The following is a 21,016-nucleotide window of genomic DNA, read 5'->3' on the forward strand; positions in this document are numbered from 1 at the left end:
TCGATTACGCGCGCGTTGTCTGGTCATGCCGGAGGCCGGAGGCCTTGGGCGTCGAAGATAGAAAATGCATTGGCCGGAAAAATTTCATCAGAAGCCCTCTCGCAGCCATCGTCCGACCTTTCCGAAATAACCGTCACTGGTCCCTGTCTTGAGCTGCCGCGTATGCCGCGGTTCGACATGTTCAAGATGTGCGAATTGCGGATAGACCAAGAGGCCCGACGGCACCGCAAACGAAGCGCTCTTGGCTTCATTGGGCAGCCGGCCGAAGCCGAGTGGTCGTGCAATGCGAACGGACCGTCCGAGAATCTGGCTACCGAGTTCGGCAAGGCCCGTGAGCTGCGACGCGCCGCCTGACAGCACCACGCGTGCGCGCGGTTCTGCAGCAAAGGGCGAATCCGCCAACCGGTCCCTGACCATTTCAAAAATCTCCTCGGCACGCTGACGCACGATGTTCGCTATCGTGGCGCGGGATACGACCTGCGGAAAATCGCGATCGTTATCACCAGCCGTCGGCACGTTCATCAGTTCGCGCGCATCGGAGCCACCCGTCAGCACCGTGCCATATAACGTCTTGATTCGCTCGGCATCCGCGATGCAAGCACCGAGTCCGCGCGCAAGATCCATGGTGATGTGTTGCCCGCCGACCGCAAAGCCCGACGCATGCACGAAGCGTCCGCCGGAATAGGTCGCGATCGTTGTCGTACCTGCGCCCATCTCGACGACGGCAGCACCCAGATCGGTCTCGTCATCGGTCAGCACCGAGAGTCCCGCAACATAGGGCGCAGCTGCCATCGCCTCGACATTGAGGTGACAGCGCTCGACAACGAGCATCAGGTTGCGCGCGACCGTCGCATCGGCGGTGACGACATTCATGTCGACGCCGAACTGCGAGGCGACCATGCCCTTGGGATCGCGAATGCCCTTCACGCCATCGAGCGAATAGCCGACCGGCAATGCATGGAGCACCGTGCGGCCCGACGGCGTCGCGTGGCGCATGCCGGTCGAGGTGACACGTGCGATATCGGACGCCGTGACGGCGCCGCCCTTGATATCGGCTGACGCTTCAATCAGTTGGCCCTGCAGGCGACCGGCCGAGACCGACAGCAGCACGGATTCGACGCGAACCTTGGCCATACGTTCGGCCAGCGCCACCGCCTGACGAACGGCCTGCTCGGCCTCGCCCATATCGACGATCGCGCCCGACTTCACGCCGCGCGACTGGAGCTGGCTGTAGCCGATCAGCTCGACCGCATGGCTGCGGCCGCGCAGGGCCTCGTTCGGCGCACATGGCCGCAGACGCGCGATCATGCAGGCGATCTTGCTGGTGCCGACGTCCAGGGACGCCACCAGCGCGGTGCGGTTGGCCGCCATCTGACGCGTCTTCGGCGCCTGGTTGCGATCGAGACCGCTCATGCTGCGCCAGCTTTCTTCTTGGACTTGTCTTGTGCCTTGAACAGGTCTTCGCGCGCTTTCGCGGCGTCTTCCGACAACCGCACGGTCAGGCGATCCGGCAGGCGCATGTCGATGGCGACGATGTCGCGCGAGAACAGGCGATCTTCCTTGTCGAGCTTGCTGAGCATGGCCAGCGCATTGCCGACGTCGTTTTCCGGCAGGCGGATGTCGAGACCATCCTTCAGGCGCAGATTCCAGCGGCGCTCGCCGACGAAGATCGCGGCCTTGGTAACCGAGCGGACCTGCGGATAGCGATCGAGCAGTGCCAGGAAATCCCTGGCGCCGCCGTCCGCGCCCTTGCCCACCACCAGCGGCAGCGACACGAAGCGGCGCGACACGTAATTTTCCAGAACGGCGCCGTCATCGGAGATCACCGAGAGACGACCGTCCTCCTGCCACAGCGCGAAAGCCGCACGCTCGGTGACATCGATCTGCAGACGGTCCGGATACAGCTTCAACACATTGGCGTCGGCAATCCAAGGATTGGCCTTGAGCTTGTCGCGGACAGCCGCGGCATCAAGGAAGAACAGCGACGATCGACCATTGATGCCGCCGATGGCCAGGATCTCATCCTGGGTCAGCTGCTTGCGGCCGTTGAGAATGACGGAGGCGATGCGGAAGCCGGCGGCATTGGCCGCGGCGTTGCGCGCATCGTTGAAAGCTTCGACCATTTCGTCGACGTGATTGCCCTTGACCACGCCGAGCGCGACGCTGCCCATCAGCATCAGCACGGTGGCCGTAATGCCGACGCGGCGCGGCACATGGCGCTCGAGCATCGCGATGTAGCGGTTGGAGCTCTGTTCGCGGACGGCAGGCTTGGCGGCACGAAAACGGGCCCAGAAGCGGGCGAGCGGGCTCAGCTGCTCGCGCAGCAGAATGCCTGCCCCAAGGGCAGCCATCTTAAGATCAGCTTGGGGCCCCAGCGATCGCACCGACCGAGAGAGGCGTCCTCCACCATCCATACCAAGAGCTCGTCACAGGTTATGCCCGCATTGGCGCGGAACTCTGGCGCGAGTGACGTCTCGGTCATGCCGGAATGGATTCAAGCCCTTGAAACAGGCCAGTTTTCCATCGATACGCGTCGTCACGGAATCCCCGCAAAGCTCACGCCTCGGCAGCCAAGCGCAACACGCGCCGCCAGCGTTAACCTTCGGGCTTCCTGGTAAACAAAGTGTAAAGGGGATGGGCGCAGAGCGCGATTTGATGCGGCTGTGGAAGACTTTAGCCGAGGTGTGGCCGACGCGCCCGAGGGAACTGCGGCGGCTTCGTGGCGGGCATCGCCGGGTTGCCGGAATTAACGCGCCCGTAGGATGGCTGGAGCGCAGGCGCGCCGCGCCGAAGCGAATCCCATCAATGCTTGTGACGGGATGATGGGTTTCGCTTCGCTCGACCCATCATGCGGCCTACGTCACCCGTCCACCCGCCTGATCGCCAGCTCGATCTGGCCGTTCAGAAAATCGACGAAGGTGATCCCCTGGGCGTTGAGCGCCTTCGGATAGAGCGAGGCCTTCGTCAGGCCCGGAAGCGTGTTGGTCTCCAGATAGACTGGGCCTTTGGCCGACACGATGAAGTCTGACCGCGAATAGCCACGACATGACATCGCGCGATGCGCCTTGACTGCAAAATCCCCGATCTGCGCGCTGATCTCCGGCGTGAAACGCCCCGGGCAGATCTCCTGCGTCGATTTGGCGAGATACTTCGCCTCGTAATCGAAACCACCATCGGCCGGAATGATCTCGATCGGCGGCAATGCGATCAGCGAGCCATCGGCCTGCTCCAGCACGGCGCAGGTCGCCTCCACACCGGCAACGAACGGCTCGATGACATAGTCCTCGGTCTTCGCCGCATTGCGCACGGCAACGAGATCCTGCTTGGCATTGACGAATATCAGCCCGTAGCTCGATCCATCCCGCGCGGGCTTGGCGATCAGCTTGCCGTATTCGGCGAGCGCGCTTTCCATCTCGTTCAACGCGACACCCGCCGCAATCGGCACGCCGGCGAGTGCCGCAAAACGCTTCGCCGCCACCTTGTCGAAGGACAGATTGGATGACGCCGAGCCGGACCCGGTGAACGGAATGCCGCGCATCTCGCACATCACCTGCAGCTCGCCATTCTCCGCAGCTCCGCCATGCATGCCGAGCACCAGCAGGCGGCTCTCCGCCCTCGCCTTGTCGAGCGCCTGCGTCAGCACGCCAATGCTGCTGCCACCGGGCCTGAACGGATCCTCGAACGGCCGCGCATGCGCGAGCAGCGTCTGCCCGCTGGTTTCATAGACGCGGTCGTCGGCATCCCAGAACCAGAGATCCGCATCGGGCAGTGCAGAGTGCAGCGCCTGCGCGGAGGCCACCGACACCAGACGTTCCTTGTTCAGGCCACCGAACATGATGGTGATCCGCTGAGGTTTCGCCTGCTCTGTCATCGTGTCGTCTCCGAACCAATCCGCGAATCGCGCCCTGCCGACAAGGCAATAGCATCACGTCATACGAGTCATATAATGCCCTGTCAGGAGCCGTTGCGCGAGCCCGCTCCGCAGTCCAATGGAATTGATGTCCGATGATCAGAGTGTGGCTCGAACTGAACACTTTCGGCACCTTCGCGACGCTGGCGCTGCTGTATTATGGCGCGGCGGTGGTGCTCGTGGGCCTGACCTCGACACCATGGCTGGCGAGGCGACTGAAACCGTTCGACGGCGTCGTCGCGCCGTTCTTCTCGTCGGTGGCGATCCTGTTCGGCCTGTTGACCGGCTTTCTCGCCAACGATGTCGGCGACCGCAACCGCCAGGCGGTGCGCGCCGTGCAGACGGAAGCCGGCGAGCTGCGCAACATCCATGCGCTCAGTATCGCGTCGGCATCGGACATGACGTCGATCCGCGTCGCGTTGAAGGCCTTCGTGACCTCCGAGGTGCAGGAGGAATGGCCGGCGATGCTGAACGGCGAGCGATCGCCGCACACCCGGGCCGCCTTTGACGACCTGCTGCGCGAGATCAGCGATCCCAAGATCACGCGCGAAGCCAGTGCGCCGGTGCATGTCGCCCTGCTCTCCGCCGCCGTGCGCGCCGGCACCGCGCGCAACGACCGGCTGAGCCTGTCCAACGATCACACCAACGATCTCAAATGGACCTCGGTGCTGCTGCTCGGACTGATCACACAGCTCGCGCTGTGCCTCGTGCATTTCGGGAAACCGCGCGCGATGCTGCTGGCGTTGTCGGTGTTCGGCAGCGGCGCGATCGTCGCGCTCGGCCTGATCGCACTGCAGGAGCATCCGTTCGAAGGCACATTCCGGGTCTCGCCGGAGCCGCTGGAACGCATTCTCACGCTGAGCGAGGTCGGGCCGAACTCGGCATTGCCGGCACCGCCGAAATAAGATCGCGCGTTACGGCGCGACGCCGATCCGCTTGATTTCCCAATGCAGGTCGATGCCCGATTGCGCCAACACGCGCGCGCGCACGGTGTCGCCGAGCGTTTCGATGTCGCTCGCCGTGGCATCGCCGGTGTTGATCAGGAAATTGCAGTGCATCTCCGACACCTGTGCGCCGCCGACGCGCAGACCGCGGCAGCCGGCAGCATCGACCAGCTTCCACGCGCTGTGCCCCGGCGGGTTCTTGAAGGTCGAGCCGCCGGTCTTTTCGCGGATCGGCTGCGCGGTCTCGCGATGCGCCTGTACGTCCCCCATCCGCGCACGGATGGCTGCGGGCTCCGTGATGCCACCGCGGAATTTCGCCGAGGTGAAGATGATCGACGGATCGACGCCGGAATTGCGATAGACGAACGCCATGCCGGCATTGTCGAACACGTGTTTCGTGCCATCACGTCCGATGCCGGTGGCTTCGATCAGCACGTCCTTGGTCTCACCGCCATTGGCGCCGGCATTCATCCGCAGCGCGCCGCCGATTGAACCGGGAATGCCGAAGTAGAATTCAAGCCCACCGATATTCGCCGCCGCCGCAGCTTCCGCCACACGCTTGTCGAGCGCAGCTGTGCCCGCGCTGACGACATCACCTTCGGCGGACGCAGCACCGAAGCCGCGCGGACTCAGGCGAATGACGACGCCTGCAATGCCACCATCGCGCACGATGAGATTGGAGCCGACGCCGACCACGGTGACCGGGATATCGCCCGGCAGCTTCGACAGGAAATAAGCGAGATCGTCCTCATCCGCCGGGGTGAACAGCACCTGCGCCGGACCGCCGACACGAAACCATGTCAGCGGCGCGAGGGATTCGTTCGCCAGCAAGCGCCCGCGCAGATCGGGCATCGCCGATTTGAGATCGGGGGTGATGTCGGGGAAGCTGCTCACGCTCAGCCCAGCGCCTTCAATTCGCCCGGCAAAGCATAAGCCCATTGCGTGATGTTGCCGGCTCCGAGGCAGACGACCGTATCGCCTGATTTCGCAACACCCGCGACGAGACGCGCAAGCGCCGCGGATTCCTGCAGCGGAATCACCTCGCGATGGCCATGCGCGCGCAGGCCGAGCACGAAATTATCGCGGTCGATGCCTTCGATCGGTGCTTCGCCGGCGGGATAGACGTCGGCAACAATCACCGTGTCGGCGTCGTTGAAGCAGGTGCAGAACTCCTCGAACAGCGACTGCAGGCGCGTGTAGCGATGCGGCTGCACCACGGCGATGACCTTGCCTGCGGTGCTTTCACGCGCGGCGCGCAGCACTGCGGAAATCTCCACCGGATGGTGGCCGTAGTCGTCGATGATGGTGACCCCGTTCCACTCGCCGGTCTTGGTGAAACGACGCTTGACGCCGCCGAAGCCGGCGATGGCCTTGCGGATCGCCTCGTCCGACATGCCGAGCTCATGTGCGACTGCAATCGCCGCTGTCGCATTGAGCGCGTTATGGCGACCGGGCATCGGCAGCAGCAGATTGTCGATCTCATGGGCGGTGCCGGCCTTGCGATCGCGGAACGCGACCTTGAAGGACGAGCCGCCATTGGCAGGCTTCAGATCGACGAGGCGCGCATCGGCCTGCGGATTCTGCCCGTAGGTGATGATGCGGCGATCCTCGATCTTGCCGACGATGGTCTGTACCACGGGATGATCGATGCACATCACGGCGAAGCCGTAGAACGGGACGTTCTCGACGAAATTGCGGAACGCGTCCTGCACGGCGTCGAAGGTCTTGAAGTGATCGAGATGTTCGGGATCGACATTGGTGACGATGGCGACATCGGCGGGCAGCTTCAGGAACGTGCCATCGCTCTCGTCGGCTTCCACCACCATCCATTCGCCGGCGCCGAGGCGCGCATTGGTGCCGTAGGCATTGATGATGCCGCCATTGATCACCGTGGGATCGAGCTCGCCGGCATCGAGCAGAGCCGCGACCATCGATGTCGTGGTGGTCTTGCCATGGGTGCCGGCGATGGCGACGCACGACTTCAGTCGCATCAGCTCGGCGAGCATCTCGGCGCGACGGACAACGGGAATGCGCTGCGCGCGCGCGGCCATCAGTTCCGGATTGTCGCGTTTGATCGCAGTGGAGACCACGAGCACATCGGCGCCCGACACGTTATCGGCCTTGTGGCCGACATGGATGGTGATGCCCTTTTCGCGCAGACGATTGACGTTGGCACTCTCGGACGCGTCGGAGCCCTGCACGGTGTAACCGAGATTGCACAGCACTTCGGCAATGCCACTCATGCCGATGCCGCCGATACCGACAAAGTGAATGGGTCCGATCTCGCGCGGCAGTCTCATGATGCGTCTCTATCTTTCGTCAGCCCAGCCTCGTGCCGGGCATCCAAGTCGTGTTCTAGCAGATGACTCCTTCAAACAGACGCAGATGGCCGGGACAAGCCCGGCCATGACGGAAAAGACAGATATTTGGCTTGCGGATCAGGCGAATCCGCCATTTTTGCTGATGGTGCGCCTACTCCGCCGCCGCGGGAACCGGGAGCCGTGCCCGGTCACGGCTGATTGCGTAAAGCGCCACGCCAAGCGCTGCCAGCAGAGCCAATGCCGCGACCCACGGCACCGAAGCCAGGCTGCCATGATCGATGACGGCGCCGCCAAGCCAGGCGCCGATCGCATTACCGAGATTGAACGCTGCGATGTTGAAGCTCGACGCCAGACTCTGGCCCGCGCCCTGGGCCTTCTCAAGCACCCACATCTGCAGCGGCGGCACTGTCGCGAAGGCAACGGCGCCGAGCAATGCAACGAAGATCACCACTGCGATCTGGCTATGCGTGGCGAAGGTCATCAGCGCCAGCACCACCGCGAGCGCCGCCAGACTGCCGAGCACCGTCGGGATCAGCCAGCGATCGGCAAAGCGACCGCCGACCAGATTGCCGACGACAAGACCACCGCCGAACACGAGCAGGATCGGCGACACTGCGGCATCGGAAAAGCCAGCGAGCCGCGTCAGGATAGGCGCGATGTAAGTGAACACCGCGAAAACGCCGACCCAGCTCAGCACCGTCGTCAGCAGGCCCATCAGCACCTGCGGTCGTGCGAGCACCGCGAGGTCCTGCTTCAGATTAGAGGGCGCAGGCTTGTCATGATCCTTCGGCACGAAGAATGCGATGATCGCAAAAGCGAGCATGCCGACCAGCGTTACCGCGAAGAAGGTCGAGCGCCAGCCGAAGCCCTGCCCCAGCCAGGTGCCAAACGGCACGCCGAGAATGTTCGCCACCGTGAGGCCGGTGAACATCACCGCGATCGCCGAGGCCTTCTTGTTGGCAGGCACCAGCGTTGTCGCCACCACCGAACCGACACCGAAGAAGGTGCCATGGGCAAAGGCTGTCAGCACGCGGGCCGCCATCAGGCTCCAGTAATCCGGTGCCACGGCACAAGCGAGATTGCCCACCGTGAAGATGCCCATCAGCACCAGCAGCACGGTCTTGCGCGGCCAGCGCCCGGTGGCGACGGTCATGATCGGCGCACCGACCACGACGCCCAGCGCATAGCCGGAGATCAGCAGCCCGGCGGCCGAGATGGAGACGCCGAGATCGCCGCCGACCTCGATCAGCAGACCCATGATGACGAATTCCGTGACGCCAATTCCGAAGGCGCCGGCGGTAAGCGCGTAAAGTGCGAGAGGCATGATCGTGTCCCGTGGATGAAGCGGGCCAGATGCCCGACAGCGGGAGATGTGGACCTCGGGAGATTGATGAGATAGACATGCCATAGGCACAATATTTGTGAATTGAATTCACTTCACCAAGTGAAGCCTTATGTCGCGGCTCGACGTCAATCGCTCCGGCGAAATGGAAGTGTTCACCCGGGTGGTCGAACTCGGCGGTTTCTCGACCGCCGCCCGCGCCTTCCGGATGACCCCCTCTGCCGTGAGCAAGCTGGTGGCGCGGCTGGAAGCGCGGCTCGGCGTGCGCCTCATCAACCGCTCGACCCGCAAGCTGCAACTGACGCCCGAAGGCAGCGCCTTCTATGAGCGCGCGCTGCGCATTCTCGACGAGATCAGCGCGGCCGAACGCGAAGCCGCGATTGGCGCAACACCGAGCGGGTTGCTGCGCGTCAACACCAGCGTGCCCTTCGGCCTGCGTCTCCTGCTGCCGCTGCTGCCTGACTTCGCGAAGCGCTATCCCGATATCAAGGTCGAGGTCGTTCTGACCGACCTCGTCGTGGATCTCCTTGAAGAGCGCGCCGATGTCGCCATTCGCGTCGGCTTGATGCGCGGGTCGCGCCTGCTCGCGCGCAAGCTCGGCGAGAGCCGGATGGTCGTGGTGGCCTCGCCCGGCTATCTCGCAGAACGCGGGACGCCGAAGACACCGGATGATCTTGCTGGACATAACCTGCTGCGTTTCGGCTTCGCCAAGTGGGAGAACGGCTGGCCGTTCAAGATCGACGGCGAGACGATCGCCGTGATGCCGTCAGGCAATGCGCTCGTCAGCGACGGCGAAGCAATGCAGCGCCTCACCGTGGCCGGCATGGGCCTCGCACGGCTGGCCCGATTTCACGTCGAGGCCGATATCAAGGCCGGCCGGCTGGTGCCGGTGCTCGAAGCGTTCAATCCCGGCGACATCGAGCCGATCCACGCGGTGTTCGTCGGCCATGGCGGACAATTGCCGGCACGGGTGCGCGCGTTTCTGGATTATCTGGTGGAGACGGTGAGGCTGTAGTTCACGCTCGCCCCACACTCGTTATTCCGGGTTCGCCTGCATGCGACTTCGTCGCACTCCGACGCCCCGGAACGACGAGAACGGGAAACGAAGACTAGATCTTCGCCACCTTCATCACCAGATCCGCCAGCCGCTCTGCCGCATCGAGCTTGCCGACCTTGCGCGCCCCCGCGGCCATGGCCGTCAATCGCGATGGCTCGCCGGCCAGCTCGGATATTTCCGCCGCCAGGCGATCCGGCGTGAAATCGGCCTGTGCGATGCGGAGCGCGCCACCGGCGTCTGCAAGCACACCGGCATTGGCGAACTGATCCTGATCGAGCGCGCCGGGCAATGGCACCAGGATTGACGGCCGACCGATGGCTCCGAGTTCGGCGACGGTGCCAGCGCCGGAGCGCGAGATCACGAGTTGGCTCGATGCGAGGCGCGCGGGAAGATCACTGAAGAACGGCGCGAGTTCGGCCTTGATCTTGAGCCTGTCATAGACGGCACGCACGCGGCTCATGTCCTCATCGCGGACCTGCTGCGTGAGCACGAGGCGATTCCACAGCGCCGGTTCGAGACGTTCGATGGCCGGTGGCACGATATCGGCCATGATGCGCGCACCCTGGCTGCCGCCGACCACGAGCAGGCGCAGCGGCCCGGTGAGATCGGGCGCCACGTAAGGCACGGCAGCCGCCGCAAGGATCGCCGGGCGCATCGGCGTGCCTGTCGTCGTCGTCTTCTTCGACAATTCGGGATCGCGATCGAGCACACCGGGCAGCGACGTGGCAATCGCGCTGACCTTGCCGGACAGCATGCGATTGGCGCGGCCCATCACGGCGTTTGAATCGTGGATCAGGCTGGGAATGCCGAACAGGCGCGCGGCAAACAGCGGCGGCACTGTCGGGTAACCGCCGAAGCCGATCACGGCGGCCGGCTTCAGCGTGCGCATGAGATTGAGTGCTATCGCCGTGCCCGTGGCCAGCATGATGGCGGTGCGCGCCAGCGAGATGGGATTGCGTGATCGCAGCGTCTCGCTGGGCACGACATCGATCATCTCACGCGAAAACAGCCCGCTATATTTCAGTGCCCGCGCGTCGGTAACGAGGCGCACGCGCAGCCCGCGCTTCATCAGCGCGACGCCGAGTGCCTCCGCCGGAAACAGATGTCCGCCGGTGCCGCCCGCCGCGAGCAATATGAGGGGCGCGGTGCTCATCACGCGTAAGTGCGCGCGACGTGGGCGTCGATCGCCTCCACTTCGGTGCGCGGGCGCATCCGGGTCAAAGCGAGCAGCATGCCGACGCTATAAGCCAGCGAGATCATCGACGAGCCGCCATAGGAGATGAATGGCAGTGTCATGCCTTTCGCGGGGATCAGATGCAGGTTCACCGCCATGTTGATCGCCGCCTGCACGCCGAACAGGATGGCGAGACCCGACGCGGCGAAACGCGAGAACAGATCTTCGGTGGCGTAGGCGCGCGACATGGCGCGGATCACGATGAAGGCGAACAGGCTGAGCACCGCAAGGCACAGGAGAATGCCGAATTCCTCGGCGCCGACGGCGAAGACGAAGTCGGTGTGGCTGTCCGGCAGGCTGCGCTTGGCAATGCCCTCGCCCGGCCCGAGGCCGAACCAGCCGCCATTCGAGAAGGCTTCCATGGCGGTATCGACCTGGAACGTGTCGCCCGAAGCGGGATCCATGAAGCGTTTGATACGGCCGGCGACGTGCGGCACGAGGAAGTAAGCCATCAATAGCCCGCCTGCGGCGGTGGCGCCGAGGCCGAACACCCAGACCATGCGCATGCCGGCGATGAAGAACAGCGAGCCCCAGGCCATCAGGATCAGCATGGTCTGACCGAAGTCAGGCTGCATCACCAGCAGCGACACCAGCATCATCAGCAGCACGATCGCCATCGAGGTCGCCGGCATCTCCGGCTTGCGGGCGGATTCCGAGAACAGCCATGCGGCGATGACCACGAAGGCCGGCTTGGCGGATTCCGAGGCCTGGATGTTGATGCCGAGAATGGTGATCCAGCGCTTGGCGCCCTTCACTTCCGGCCCGATCAGCAAGGTGGCCAGGATCAGCACGATGGAGATCGCGAACACCACAAGGGCCGACCGGCGGATCTGCCGCGGCGTCATGAAGGACACGCCGATCAGCACGATGACGGACGGCACCAGGAACAGGATGTGGCGGTTGAAGAAGTGGAACGGATCGAGCCCGATGCGGGTCGCCACCGGCGGCGAGGCCGCCAGCGACAGGATCACCCCGGCCAGCATCAGCGCGATGATCGCTGCCAGCAGCAGGCGGTCCACGGTCCACCACCATTCGCTGAGCGGGGTGCGTTGTTCGCGAGAGATCATAAGCGCGTCCTGCGGGTCGATGAACTCCTATCGATGGGCCATCGTGGTTGCCAGACGGTTAATGGATTGTGAAAATTTGGAGGGAATGGGGCTGGCTTACCTCTCCCCCGCAATGCGGGGAGAGGTAAAGAAACTAAACCGCCTTCACCCCATCCAGCGCCAGCACCAGTTCCCGGAACCGATCCCCGCGAATCTCGAAATTTCGGAACTGGTCGAACGAGGCGCAGGCCGGCGACAGCAGCACGACGGGCTCGGCGAGCCCGGCTTCGGCGGCATCGCGCGCGGCATTGGCCACCGCGACATCCAGCGTCACGCTGATCTCGTAGGCCACCTTGCCATCCAGGGTCTGCGCAAAATCATTGGCCGCTTCGCCGATCAGATATGCGTTACGGATGCGCGGGAAGAATTCGGCGAGCGACGTGATGCCGCCTTCCTTCTGCTTGCCGCCGGCGATCCAGAAGATGTCGTTGAAGGACGACAGCGCCTTCGCGGCGGCGTCTGCATTGGTGCCCTTGGAGTCGTTGACGAACAAGGTCGCGCCCTGGCGCCCGACCTGCTCCATGCGATGGGCAAGGCCGGGGAACGAGCGCAGCCCCTTCTGCAGCACATCCGGGCTGACGCCGAGCGCAAGCGCCGCCGCCGAGGCGCAGGCTGCGTTCTGCGCATTGTGCAGACCACGCAGCGAGCCGATACCGGCGATATCGACGACATCGCTCTGCGCGCCGCCGGCATTGCGCACGATGGTGCTGCCCTTGATCGTGAGTCCATCGGCGAGCGGATGTTCGACGGAGACGCGCACCACGCGCTTGCCGGATTGCTCGACGCGGTCGGCCGCCTTGCTGCACCAGTCGTCATCGACGCCGATGATCGCCGTGCCGCCGGACTGCACGCCGGCAACGAGACGTTCCTTCACCGCGGCGTAATGCGCCAGCGTGCCGTGACGATCGATATGATCCGGCGTGATGTTGAGCAGGATGCCGACGGACGGATCGAGCGAGGGCGTCAGATCAATCTGATAGGACGACATCTCGATGACATGGACACGGCCGGCGCGGGGCGGCTCCAGCGACAGGATCGCGGTGCCGATATTGCCGCCCATCTGCGTATCGAAACCGGCCTCGCGGATCAGATGCGCGACCAGCGCCGTCGTCGTCGATTTGCCGTTGGTGCCGGTGATGGCAACGAAGGGCGCATCGGGCGCGTGCAGCTTGCGTTCGCGGCAGAACAGTTCGATGTCGCCGATCACTTCAACGCCCGCGGCCTGCGCTGCAACCACCGTCCAGTGCGGCGCCGGATGCGTCAGCGGCACGCCAGGTGTGAGGATCAATGCCGCGAAGCTGCCCCATGCCACCGTGCGCAGATCGGCGGTGATGAAGCCGGCCTGCGTGGCTTCAACCATGCGGTCGATGCTGTCGTCGCAGGCGATGACTTCGGCGCCGCCCGCCTGCAGCGCGTGACAGGACGCGAGGCCGGAGCCGCCGAGGCCGAACACGGCGACGGTCTTGCCGGCGAAGGATGTGACCGGGATCACGATCTCACCGCAGCTTCAGCGTGGAGAGGCCGACCAGCGCCAGCATCACCGAGATGATCCAGAAGCGGATGACGATCTGTGGCTCGGTCCAGCCTTTCTGCTCGAAGTGATGATGGATCGGCGCCATGCGGAACACGCGCTTGCCGGTGAGCTTGAAGGACGTGACCTGCACGATCACCGAGACGGCTTCCAGCACGAACAGGCCGCCGATCACCGCGAGCACGATCTCGTGCTTCACGGCCACCGCGATGGAGCCGAGCATACCGCCCAGCGCCAGCGAACCGGTGTCGCCCATGAAGATCGAGGCCGGCGGCGCATTGAACCACAGGAAACCGAGGCCGGCGCCCAGCACAGCGCCGCAGAGCACGGCGAGTTCGCCGGTGCCCGCGACATAGTTGATCTGCAGGTAATCAGAGAACACCGCGTTGCCGGCGAGATAGGCGATCATGCCGAAGCTTGCCGACGCGATCATGACCGGGACGATGGCGAGGCCGTCGAGACCGTCGGTGAGGTTCACGGCATTGCCGGCGCCGACGACGATGAAGGCACCGAACAGCACGAAGAACCAGCCGAAATTCACGATCACGTCCTTGAGGAACGGGATCACCAGCGAGGACGACAGCGGATCGCGGCCGAGCTTCACGAAAGCGAAACAGGCGGCGCCCGCGATGATGAATTCGATCATAAGGCGCGTGCGGCCGGCAAAGCCCTTGTGGCTCTGCTTGGTCACCTTGAGATAGTCGTCATAGAAACCGACGAAGCCGAAGCCGAGCGTCACCGCCAGCACGATCCAGACATAGGGATTGCGCGGATTGGCCCAAAGCAGCGTGGAGACCACGAGGCCGGACAGGATCATCAGCCCGCCCATGGTCGGCGTGCCCACCTTGACCAGATGCGACTGAGGGCCGTCGGTGCGGATCGGCTGGCCCTTGCCCTGGCGCAGGCGCAGATTGTCGATGATCCAGGGGCCGAACAAGAACACGAACAGTGCGCCGGTCACTACCGCGCCGCCGGTGCGGAAGGTGATGTAGCGGAACACGTTGAACACCGGCACGGTGCCCGCAAAATCGATCAGCCAGTAGAACATTCAGTCCGCCCTATACCGCAGCGTCGTCGAGCGCGGCGTTGCCGGGAAAGCGCTTTTCGAGCGCGGAGACAATCGGTTTCATCTTCGAACCGAGCGAGCCCTTGACCATGATGGCATCACCGGCGCGGATCGCGGCCAGCACCTGCGATTCGAGCGCCGCCGCATCCCCGGCATAGCCGCCCCGCTTGCCCGTGGAAAGAGCATCCCAAAGGTTGCGCATCAGGGGACCACAGCAAAATACCAGATCGATACCGTTGGACTGGACCGCCTCCAGCAGCCCGGCATGAAGTTTCGCGCCATCGGCGCCGAGTTCGAGCATGTCGCCGAGCACCGCGATGCGGCGGCCCTTCGGCCCGACTGCCGCCGCGCCGAGCACGTTGATCGCTGCCGCCATGGAGGCCGGATTGGCATTGTAGCTCTCGTCGATCAGCGTCGCCTCGCCGCCCCCGACTTCGAGCACATGGCGAACGCCGCGGCCCGCGGCAGGCACAACCTGCGACAGCGTCAAGGCGGCGTGGACGAGATCGGCGCCCATCAATTCGGCGGCGGCGAGTACGGCCAGCGAATTCATCGCCATGTGGCGGCCGGGCATGCCGAGCTTGTAGGTGACGTCATGGCCAAGGATATTGGCGTGCACCGCCGAGCAGGTCGGGTGCAATGAGACGTCGAGCAACCGCGCCTCAGCCTTCTTGTCGGCACCGAACGAGACGATGCGCGAGACACCGGCCTTCTTTGCGCTTTTTTGCAAACGCGCGAATTGTGCATTGTCGCGATTGAGGATCGCCACGCCATCGGGTTCGAGCCCGGAGAAAATTTCAGCCTTGGCATCGGCAATGGCTTCGACATTGGCGAAGAATTCCAGATGCACCGGCTCCACGGTGGTGATGACGGCGAAATGCGGCCGCACCATTTTCACGAGCGCTTCGATCTCGCCCGCATGATTCATGCCGATCTCGAAGATCGCAAAGCGCACATCGGCCGGGCAGCGCGCCAGTGTCAGCGGCACGCCCCAGTGATTGTTGAACGAAGCCACCGACGCATGGGTCTTGCCTTGCGCATCCAGCACACGGCGCAGCGCTTCCTTGGTCGAGGTCTTGCCGACCGAGCCGGTGATCGCAATGACCTGCGCTTTCAGGCGTGCGCGCGACGCCTGACCGAGCTCGACGAGAGCTGCGAGTACGTCATCGACCACCAGCAGGCGCGCATCGGCCGGAAACTTGTCGCGCTGCGCGGCTTCGACGACAGCGAGACCGGCGCCCGCTTTCAGCGCGGCTTCGACAAAAGCATGGCCATCATGCACATCGCCCTTGATCGCGAAATAGGCCTCGCCGGGCTTGATGGTCCGGGTGTCGATGGAGATGCCGGTAATGCCTTCCGGCAGCGCGCCCCGAGTGGATGCCTGCATCGCGTCGGCCATCGCGGCCAATGTCCAAAGAAACTCGCTCATGCAGTCCTCTTGGCAAGCGCCGCTGCGGCGGCCTGGTGATCGCTGAAGGGCAGCGTGCGATCACCGACGATCTGTCCGGTCTCATGCCCCTTGCCCGCGATCAGCAAGGCATCGCCGGGCTGCAGGTTCTCGATCGCAAAACGAATGGCCTCGGCACGATCGCCGATTTCGGTCGCGCCCTTTGCAGTTGCCAGGATCGCCGCGCGGATGGTTGCAGGTTCTTCGCTGCGCGGATTGTCGTCGGTGATGATCACCGTATCGGCATTCTCGGCGGCAATCTCGCCCATCAGCGGCCGCTTGCCGGCGTCGCGATCGCCGCCGGCGCCGAACACGACGACGAGCTTGCGCCTGGCATAGGGGCGCAGCGCCTGCAGCGCCTTGGCCAGCGCATCGGGCTTGTGCGCATAGTCGACGAAGACCGGCGCGCCGTTATGCGCACCGACCTGCTCGAGACGGCCCTTGGCGCCTTGGAGATGTTCAAGCGCAGCGAATGTTGCATCGACATCCCCACCGGTGCCGATGACGAGGCCGGCCGCGACGAGCGCATTCTCGATCTGAAATTCGCCGACCAGAGGCAGCGTGATCGCGCGCGTCTTGCCGCGATGCTCGAGCGTGAGTTTCTGCGCAAAGCCTTCGACAGAAGCGTCGACAAGGCGGATGCCCTCGCCTGCGCCGTCGCCCTTGCGACCAACCTTCATCAGACGCAAATGGCGCGACTGCGCCGCATGGATCACCTGCGGCGAATGCTCGTGATCGGCCGCGATCACGGCCACGCCGCCGTCTACAACCAGATTGAGGAACAGCCGGAGCTTGGCACCAAGATAGTGCGCCACGTCCGGATGGTAGTCCATGTGATCGCGCGACAGATTGGTGAAGCCGGCGGCAGAGACGCGCACGCCATCGAGCCTGAACTGATCGAGGCCGTGCGACGATGCTTCCAGCGCCAGATGCGTCACGCCCTCGCCAGTAATCTCGTCGATCTGTTTGTGCAGCGAGATCGGATCCGGCGTGGTCAGCGAGCCATAGATGGTGCGCTTCGGCGACACCAGACCGATGGTACCGATGCTCGCGGAAGCATATCCAAGGCGGCCCCAGATCTCGCGCGCAAAGGACGCGACAGAGGTCTTGCCCGATGTTCCTGTGACGGCGGCGATGACCGCAGGCTGGCGCGGATAGAATCTGGCTGCGGCGAGAGCCAGTGCCAGGCGCGGGTTGCGCGTGCTCACAAAGGGCACAGACAGTCCACCGGGATGATGGTCACCCGCGATAGCGACAGCGCCCGACGCCAGTGCCTGCGTGATGAAGCGCGCACCGTCGGTCTTGGCGCCGGCCAGCGCAAAGAACAAATCGCCCGGTTTGACCGCGCGGCTGTCCACAGCGAGTCCGGTGACGGCAACGTCCCTTGCGGACTCCTCCATCACGGTATCAGGACTGAACAAATCGCGTAGTTTCATGCTGCTCCGGGCAGGCCAGATCGAGGACACATCGGGTTCCGCAACGCCACGCAAACCGCATTTTGCACCGGCTGTAAAGCGCAGATGCGGCGTTACTGAGTCACCTTGGATGTCGCAAGAATAAGGCGGTCGGACGGCGCCAGATCGAAGCGCGGCTCAAGTCCCAAAAGCGGCGCGATGCGGGCGATTACATTGCCCCCCGTCGGCACAGCATTCCAGCCCGAGGTGATGAAACCATGGGTTTCCGGCAGCGCCTTCGGCTCGTCCAGCATCACCAGAACCTGGAATTGCGGATTGTCCATCGGCAGCACGGCGGTAAAGGAATTCAGCACCTGCTTCTTGGAATAGCGGCCGTTGACGACCTTTTCGGCCGTGCCGGTCTTGCCGCCGAGATAGTAGCCCTTGGCCCTGGCTTCGGCCTGCCGCGCCGAACCGGTCTCGGCATTCAGGCGCATCATGTAACGCACCTTGTCGCTGGTCTCTTTCTTGATGACGCGTTTGCCGATCTCCCGCGCTTCCTCTTCGGTGCGCTTCAGGAAGGTCGGCGGGATCAGCAGCCCGCCATTGATCATCGCATTGACGCCCATCACCGCCTGCAGCGGCGCCACAGCCATGCCGTGACCGAATGCGATCGTGATGGTGTTCAACTCGCCCCAACGCTTCGGCACGATCGGCATCGCGCTCTCCGGCAGTTCGGTGCGCAGGCGATCGAGCTGGCCGACTTTCTTCAGGAAGGCCTTGTGCGCTTCGACGCCCTGCCCGAGCGCGATCTTCGCGGCGCCGACATTGGACGAGAAAGTGAAGACTTCGGCCAGCGAGATCGGACGCGGCACCGGATGGGTGTCGTGGATCTTGAACTTGCCATAGCTGAGCGGATAGCGCGCATCATACATGGTATTCAGATTGGCCTTGCCGCTGTCCAGCGCCATTGCCAGCGTCAGGGTCTTGAAGGTCGAGCCCATTTCATAGACGCCGGTGGTCAGTCGGTTGATACGGTCGGGATCGTGCGCTTCCTTCGGATTGTTCGGATCGAAGTCGGGCAGCGAGACCATGGCGACGATCTCGCCGGTCTTCACATTGGACACAAGGCCCGACGCTGCCTTGGCGCTGTACTTCGCCTTGGCCTTGAGCAGTTCGTCGCGCAGCGCGTGCTCGACGCGTAGATCGACGGCGAGTTCGACCGGCTTCTGCAGACGGTCCGAAGCAAAGCCTGCACGATGCAGATCGGCAAGGCCGTTGGTGTCGAGCCATTTCTCGATGCCGGCGATGCCCTGATTGTCGATATTGGTCAGGCCGATCAGATGCGAGACCGCCGCTCCGCTCGGATAGACGCGCTTGTTCTCGCGCAGGAAGCCGATGCCGGGAATACCCAGGCGATGAATGTCGCGCTGCTGCTGCGGCGTGATCTCGCGCTTGAGCCAGGCAAAGCCCTTCTTGCTCATGATCCGCTCGCGCACTTCGGCGCTGTCGAGATCGGGCAACGCGCCAGTGAGCAATTCGACCGCTTCGTCCTTGTCGATGATGCGACGCGGCTCCGAGAACAGCGACGGCGATTTCACGTCGGTCGCAAGGATCGCACCGTTGCGGTCGACGATATCCGGGCGTGCGGTCGCAATGGCGTCACGCGTGGCGCGACGTTCGGCATGGGCATCGCCATTGACGGCGAACATGATGAGACGCACGGCGATGATGCCGTAGACGCCGCCGAATGCAATCATAGCGAGGCCAACACGCGCACGCGCCTTCGCCGCGCGATCGACGTTGCGCCCGTAAAGCAGGCTGCGGATCAGACGCTGGCGCCAGGGCTCCGGCGGCCGGGTGATCGGTTTGTTCGGGTCGAGCGGCTGACCTGTCACTGCGGATCCTCCGGCCGTAGCTCTGATGCGGGCACCGAGCCGGTCACGATATCCGGATCGATGGTATTGAGCATCGCGCCGATTGGATCGGGCTCGCCCGGCTTGGCGAAATTCGACGGCCGGTCCGGCAGGTTCTTCAACGTGTCGAATTGCTGTGCCGTCATCGGCTGCAGTTTGAGATGACGTTCGGCGAGGCCCTGCAACCGCATCGGCGCATCCAGCTTGGCCCATTCGGCGCGCAGCGACGCAATGGCATCGCGCTGCTCGCGGATGTCGGCGTGCAGGCGCAGCACCTTCTCGGTGCGCACGGTGGATTCCATCTTGATGCGATAGACATAGGCGGCGGCGAAGACGAGAACGGCAATGACGAGAAGGTGGATGATCCGCATGGTCAGCCTCCCTTCATCACGGAGGCGAGCGTCGGCCAGCCCGGCAACGGACCGGCATCCTGTGCCGGCGCATCGGTGCGCTCGGCACCGCGCAGCTTCGCCGAGCGCGCGCGCGGATTGGCCCTGAGTTCTTCGTCGCCCGCGATGATCGGGCGCTTGTTGACGAGCGAGAAGCGCGGCCTGGACTGGGCGATCTCCGGCAGATGCCGCGATCCGCCGCCGGTCTTGCTGCGCTCGACCATGAAATTCTTGACGATGCGGTCTTCCAGCGAATGGAACGAGACCACCGACAGCCGGCCGCCCGGCTTCAGCACGCGCTCGGCCGCAGCCAGCGCAGTATGAAGTTCATCGAGCTCTTCATTGATGAAGATGCGTAGCGCCTGGAACGTCCGCGTCGCCGGATGGATTTCGCCGGGCTTGGCCCACACGACCTTCTGCACGATATCGACGAGCTGTTTCGTCGTCTCGATCGGCGCTTCCTTGCGCGCGGCGACGATCGCACGTGCGACGGAGCGGGAGTGCCGCTCCTCGCCGAAGATATAGATGATATTGGCGAGATCGGCCTCGGAGGCCTTCGCGACAACATCCGCCGCGGTTGGGCCGTGCTGGCTCATGCGCATGTCGAGCGGGCCGTCGAAACGGAACGAGAAGCCGCGCTCGGCCTGATCGATTTGCATCGATGACACGCCGACATCCATCACGACGCCATCGACGAGCGGTTCGCCCTGCGAAATGCAGACATCGGCGAGATTGGAGAAGCGATCTTCGACCAGCGTGAGACGGCCGTCGGACTTGTCGACCAGATCGAACCCACCGGCGATGGCGGTCCGGTCACGATCGATGGCGATAACACGGGTTCCCTCGGTCGCGAGAATGGCGCGGGAATAGCCACCGGCGCCGAATGTGGCGTCGACATAGATGCCGCCCGCGCGCGGGCTCAGCATATCGACGGCTTCAACGCCGAGAACGGAGATATGTCGGGTATCGGGCGTGCTCATGCGCGCGGCCGCCGGAAGCGTACAGACAGCGCGTTCCGTTCCTTCGCATCGAGGCGTAAAATCAAACTGGACACCAACTGGCCCATGTCGCCTCAACTGTCGGCGCGCCGCCCGGCTTTTCCTCCTGAAAAGCCCGATCGCCGCGCAATTACGGGTTCCATTCAACGCGCCACCCGCGTTTCGCGCGAGGCAGGCCGGACGTCCGCATGGATTTGTCGGGATTGCCATGGATTTGAACGTCAAAATGGAACTTTGGCCGCCCTTTTCAGGTCGGCTCGTCACCCCTCAGTAACGGCACTTAGCGTTAAGAAAGCGTTGATGGGTTGGAGAGCAGTCGATCAATTACAAGTGCCGGTTTCATCGTAGTGGTGATGCCTTG

Annotated in this window: 17 protein-coding genes; 2 read left to right on the top strand and 15 right to left on the bottom strand. The window is 64.0% G+C overall.

All coding sequences use genetic code 11. The annotated features are described in order from the left end of the window. Window positions 1-87 precede the first annotated feature (87 nt). The 3 genes from ftsA to AC1RLZ_RS27205 form a co-directional block, all read right to left on the bottom strand. Window positions 88-1,413 (bottom strand): cell division protein FtsA, encoded by a 1,326-nt coding sequence (gene ftsA, locus AC1RLZ_RS27195; protein ID WP_493191164.1) that lies wholly within the window; start codon window positions 1,411-1,413, stop codon window positions 88-90. Then, window positions 1,410-2,414, bottom strand: a complete 1,005-nt coding sequence (locus AC1RLZ_RS27200; protein WP_493191165.1) for a cell division protein FtsQ/DivIB — start codon at window positions 2,412-2,414, stop codon at window positions 1,410-1,412. The genes ftsA and AC1RLZ_RS27200 overlap by 4 nt, the downstream gene beginning before the upstream one ends. A gap of 446 nt (window positions 2,415-2,860) precedes the next feature. Beyond that, window positions 2,861-3,871: a D-alanine--D-alanine ligase family protein gene (locus AC1RLZ_RS27205; protein WP_493191166.1), complete on the bottom strand. Its 1,011-nt coding sequence runs from the start codon at window positions 3,869-3,871 to the stop codon at window positions 2,861-2,863. A 134-nt stretch (window positions 3,872-4,005) separates the two neighbouring features. On the opposite strand from AC1RLZ_RS27205, the gene AC1RLZ_RS27210 reads away from it, so the two are divergent. Beyond that, window positions 4,006-4,815 carry a bestrophin-like domain gene (locus AC1RLZ_RS27210; RefSeq protein ID WP_493191167.1) on the top strand — a complete coding sequence of 270 codons (810 nt, stop codon included), beginning with the start codon at window positions 4,006-4,008 and terminating at the stop codon, window positions 4,813-4,815. A 9-nt stretch (window positions 4,816-4,824) separates the two neighbouring features. On the opposite strand, the gene murB is transcribed toward AC1RLZ_RS27210, so the two are convergent. The 3 genes from murB to AC1RLZ_RS27225 form a co-directional block, all read right to left on the bottom strand. Beyond that, window positions 4,825-5,793: a UDP-N-acetylmuramate dehydrogenase gene (gene murB, locus AC1RLZ_RS27215; protein ID WP_493191168.1), complete on the bottom strand. Its 969-nt coding sequence runs from the start codon at window positions 5,791-5,793 to the stop codon at window positions 4,825-4,827. Beyond that, window positions 5,751-7,154: a UDP-N-acetylmuramate--L-alanine ligase gene (gene murC, locus AC1RLZ_RS27220; RefSeq protein WP_493191169.1), complete on the bottom strand. Its 1,404-nt coding sequence runs from the start codon at window positions 7,152-7,154 to the stop codon at window positions 5,751-5,753. The genes murB and murC overlap by 43 nt, the downstream gene beginning before the upstream one ends. A 172-nt stretch (window positions 7,155-7,326) precedes the next feature. Continuing rightward, window positions 7,327-8,499 (bottom strand): MFS transporter, encoded by a 1,173-nt coding sequence (locus tag AC1RLZ_RS27225; protein WP_493191170.1) that lies wholly within the window; start codon window positions 8,497-8,499, stop codon window positions 7,327-7,329. Window positions 8,500-8,629: 130 nt separating this feature from the next. Here AC1RLZ_RS27225 and AC1RLZ_RS27230 point away from each other — a divergent pair, with 130 nt between their 5' ends. Further along, the gene (locus tag AC1RLZ_RS27230) at window positions 8,630-9,532 is read left to right on the top strand and encodes a LysR family transcriptional regulator (protein WP_493191171.1); all 903 of its coding nucleotides are present in this window, start codon (window positions 8,630-8,632) and stop codon (window positions 9,530-9,532) included. 94 nt (window positions 9,533-9,626) lie between these two features. Here the strand turns inward: AC1RLZ_RS27230 and murG are convergent, their stop codons facing one another. From murG to rsmH, 9 genes are all read right to left on the bottom strand, one after another. Next, window positions 9,627-10,730 (bottom strand): undecaprenyldiphospho-muramoylpentapeptide beta-N-acetylglucosaminyltransferase, encoded by a 1,104-nt coding sequence (gene murG, locus AC1RLZ_RS27235; protein WP_493191172.1) that lies wholly within the window; start codon window positions 10,728-10,730, stop codon window positions 9,627-9,629. After that, the gene (gene ftsW, locus AC1RLZ_RS27240) at window positions 10,727-11,875 is read right to left on the bottom strand and encodes a putative lipid II flippase FtsW (RefSeq protein WP_116660795.1); all 1,149 of its coding nucleotides are present in this window, start codon (window positions 11,873-11,875) and stop codon (window positions 10,727-10,729) included. Before ftsW ends, murG begins: the two co-directional genes overlap by 4 nt. Window positions 11,876-12,008: 133 nt before the next feature. Next, on the bottom strand, window positions 12,009-13,406 hold the full coding sequence (gene murD / locus AC1RLZ_RS27245; RefSeq protein WP_493191173.1) for a UDP-N-acetylmuramoyl-L-alanine--D-glutamate ligase: 1,398 nt from the start codon (window positions 13,404-13,406) through the stop codon (window positions 12,009-12,011). Between the two features lie 4 nt (window positions 13,407-13,410). After that, complete coding sequence (mraY, locus tag AC1RLZ_RS27250; RefSeq protein WP_093760528.1) at window positions 13,411-14,493, bottom strand: phospho-N-acetylmuramoyl-pentapeptide-transferase; 1,083 nt, start codon at window positions 14,491-14,493, stop codon at window positions 13,411-13,413. 10 nt (window positions 14,494-14,503) lie between these two features. After that, window positions 14,504-15,940, bottom strand: coding sequence for a UDP-N-acetylmuramoylalanyl-D-glutamyl-2,6-diaminopimelate--D-alanyl-D-alanine ligase (locus AC1RLZ_RS27255; protein WP_493191174.1), 1,437 nt, complete (start codon window positions 15,938-15,940; stop codon window positions 14,504-14,506). Beyond that, on the bottom strand, window positions 15,937-17,394 hold the full coding sequence (locus AC1RLZ_RS27260) for a UDP-N-acetylmuramoyl-L-alanyl-D-glutamate--2,6-diaminopimelate ligase (protein ID WP_493191175.1): 1,458 nt from the start codon (window positions 17,392-17,394) through the stop codon (window positions 15,937-15,939). Before AC1RLZ_RS27260 ends, AC1RLZ_RS27255 begins: the two co-directional genes overlap by 4 nt. Before the next feature lie 92 nt (window positions 17,395-17,486). Continuing rightward, on the bottom strand, window positions 17,487-19,250 hold the full coding sequence (locus tag AC1RLZ_RS27265; protein ID WP_493191176.1) for a peptidoglycan D,D-transpeptidase FtsI family protein: 1,764 nt from the start codon (window positions 19,248-19,250) through the stop codon (window positions 17,487-17,489). After that, window positions 19,247-19,639: a cell division protein FtsL gene (gene ftsL / locus AC1RLZ_RS27270; RefSeq protein WP_493191177.1), complete on the bottom strand. Its 393-nt coding sequence runs from the start codon at window positions 19,637-19,639 to the stop codon at window positions 19,247-19,249. The genes AC1RLZ_RS27265 and ftsL overlap by 4 nt, the downstream gene beginning before the upstream one ends. Before the next feature lie 2 nt (window positions 19,640-19,641). Further along, on the bottom strand, window positions 19,642-20,637 hold the full coding sequence (gene rsmH, locus AC1RLZ_RS27275) for a 16S rRNA (cytosine(1402)-N(4))-methyltransferase RsmH (protein ID WP_493191178.1): 996 nt from the start codon (window positions 20,635-20,637) through the stop codon (window positions 19,642-19,644). Window positions 20,638-21,016 lie beyond the last annotated feature (379 nt).

The organism is Tardiphaga sp. GW822-FHT04G09 (assembly GCF_058800725.1).

Coding starts and splice junctions, on each gene's coding strand:
- AC1RLZ_RS27205 (WP_493191166.1), bottom strand. CDS start 3,871: ATGACAGAGCAGGCGAAACCTCAGCGGATCACCATCATGTTCGGTGGC.
- AC1RLZ_RS27210 (WP_493191167.1), top strand. CDS start 4,006: ATGATCAGAGTGTGGCTCGAACTGAACACTTTCGGCACCTTCGCGACG.
- AC1RLZ_RS27260 (WP_493191175.1), bottom strand. CDS start 17,394: ATGAAACTACGCGATTTGTTCAGTCCTGATACCGTGATGGAGGAGTCC.
- murB (WP_493191168.1), bottom strand. CDS start 5,793: ATGGGCTTATGCTTTGCCGGGCGAATTGAAGGCGCTGGGCTGAGCGTG.
- mraY (WP_093760528.1), bottom strand. CDS start 14,493: ATGTTCTACTGGCTGATCGATTTTGCGGGCACCGTGCCGGTGTTCAAC.
- murC (WP_493191169.1), bottom strand. CDS start 7,154: ATGAGACTGCCGCGCGAGATCGGACCCATTCACTTTGTCGGTATCGGC.
- ftsW (WP_116660795.1), bottom strand. CDS start 11,875: ATGATCTCTCGCGAACAACGCACCCCGCTCAGCGAATGGTGGTGGACC.
- ftsA (WP_493191164.1), bottom strand. CDS start 1,413: ATGAGCGGTCTCGATCGCAACCAGGCGCCGAAGACGCGTCAGATGGCG.
- rsmH (WP_493191178.1), bottom strand. CDS start 20,637: ATGAGCACGCCCGATACCCGACATATCTCCGTTCTCGGCGTTGAAGCC.
- AC1RLZ_RS27200 (WP_493191165.1), bottom strand. CDS start 2,414: ATGGATGGTGGAGGACGCCTCTCTCGGTCGGTGCGATCGCTGGGGCCC.
- AC1RLZ_RS27255 (WP_493191174.1), bottom strand. CDS start 15,940: ATGAGCGAGTTTCTTTGGACATTGGCCGCGATGGCCGACGCGATGCAG.
- AC1RLZ_RS27230 (WP_493191171.1), top strand. CDS start 8,630: ATGTCGCGGCTCGACGTCAATCGCTCCGGCGAAATGGAAGTGTTCACC.
- ftsL (WP_493191177.1), bottom strand. CDS start 19,639: ATGCGGATCATCCACCTTCTCGTCATTGCCGTTCTCGTCTTCGCCGCC.
- AC1RLZ_RS27225 (WP_493191170.1), bottom strand. CDS start 8,499: ATGCCTCTCGCACTTTACGCGCTTACCGCCGGCGCCTTCGGAATTGGC.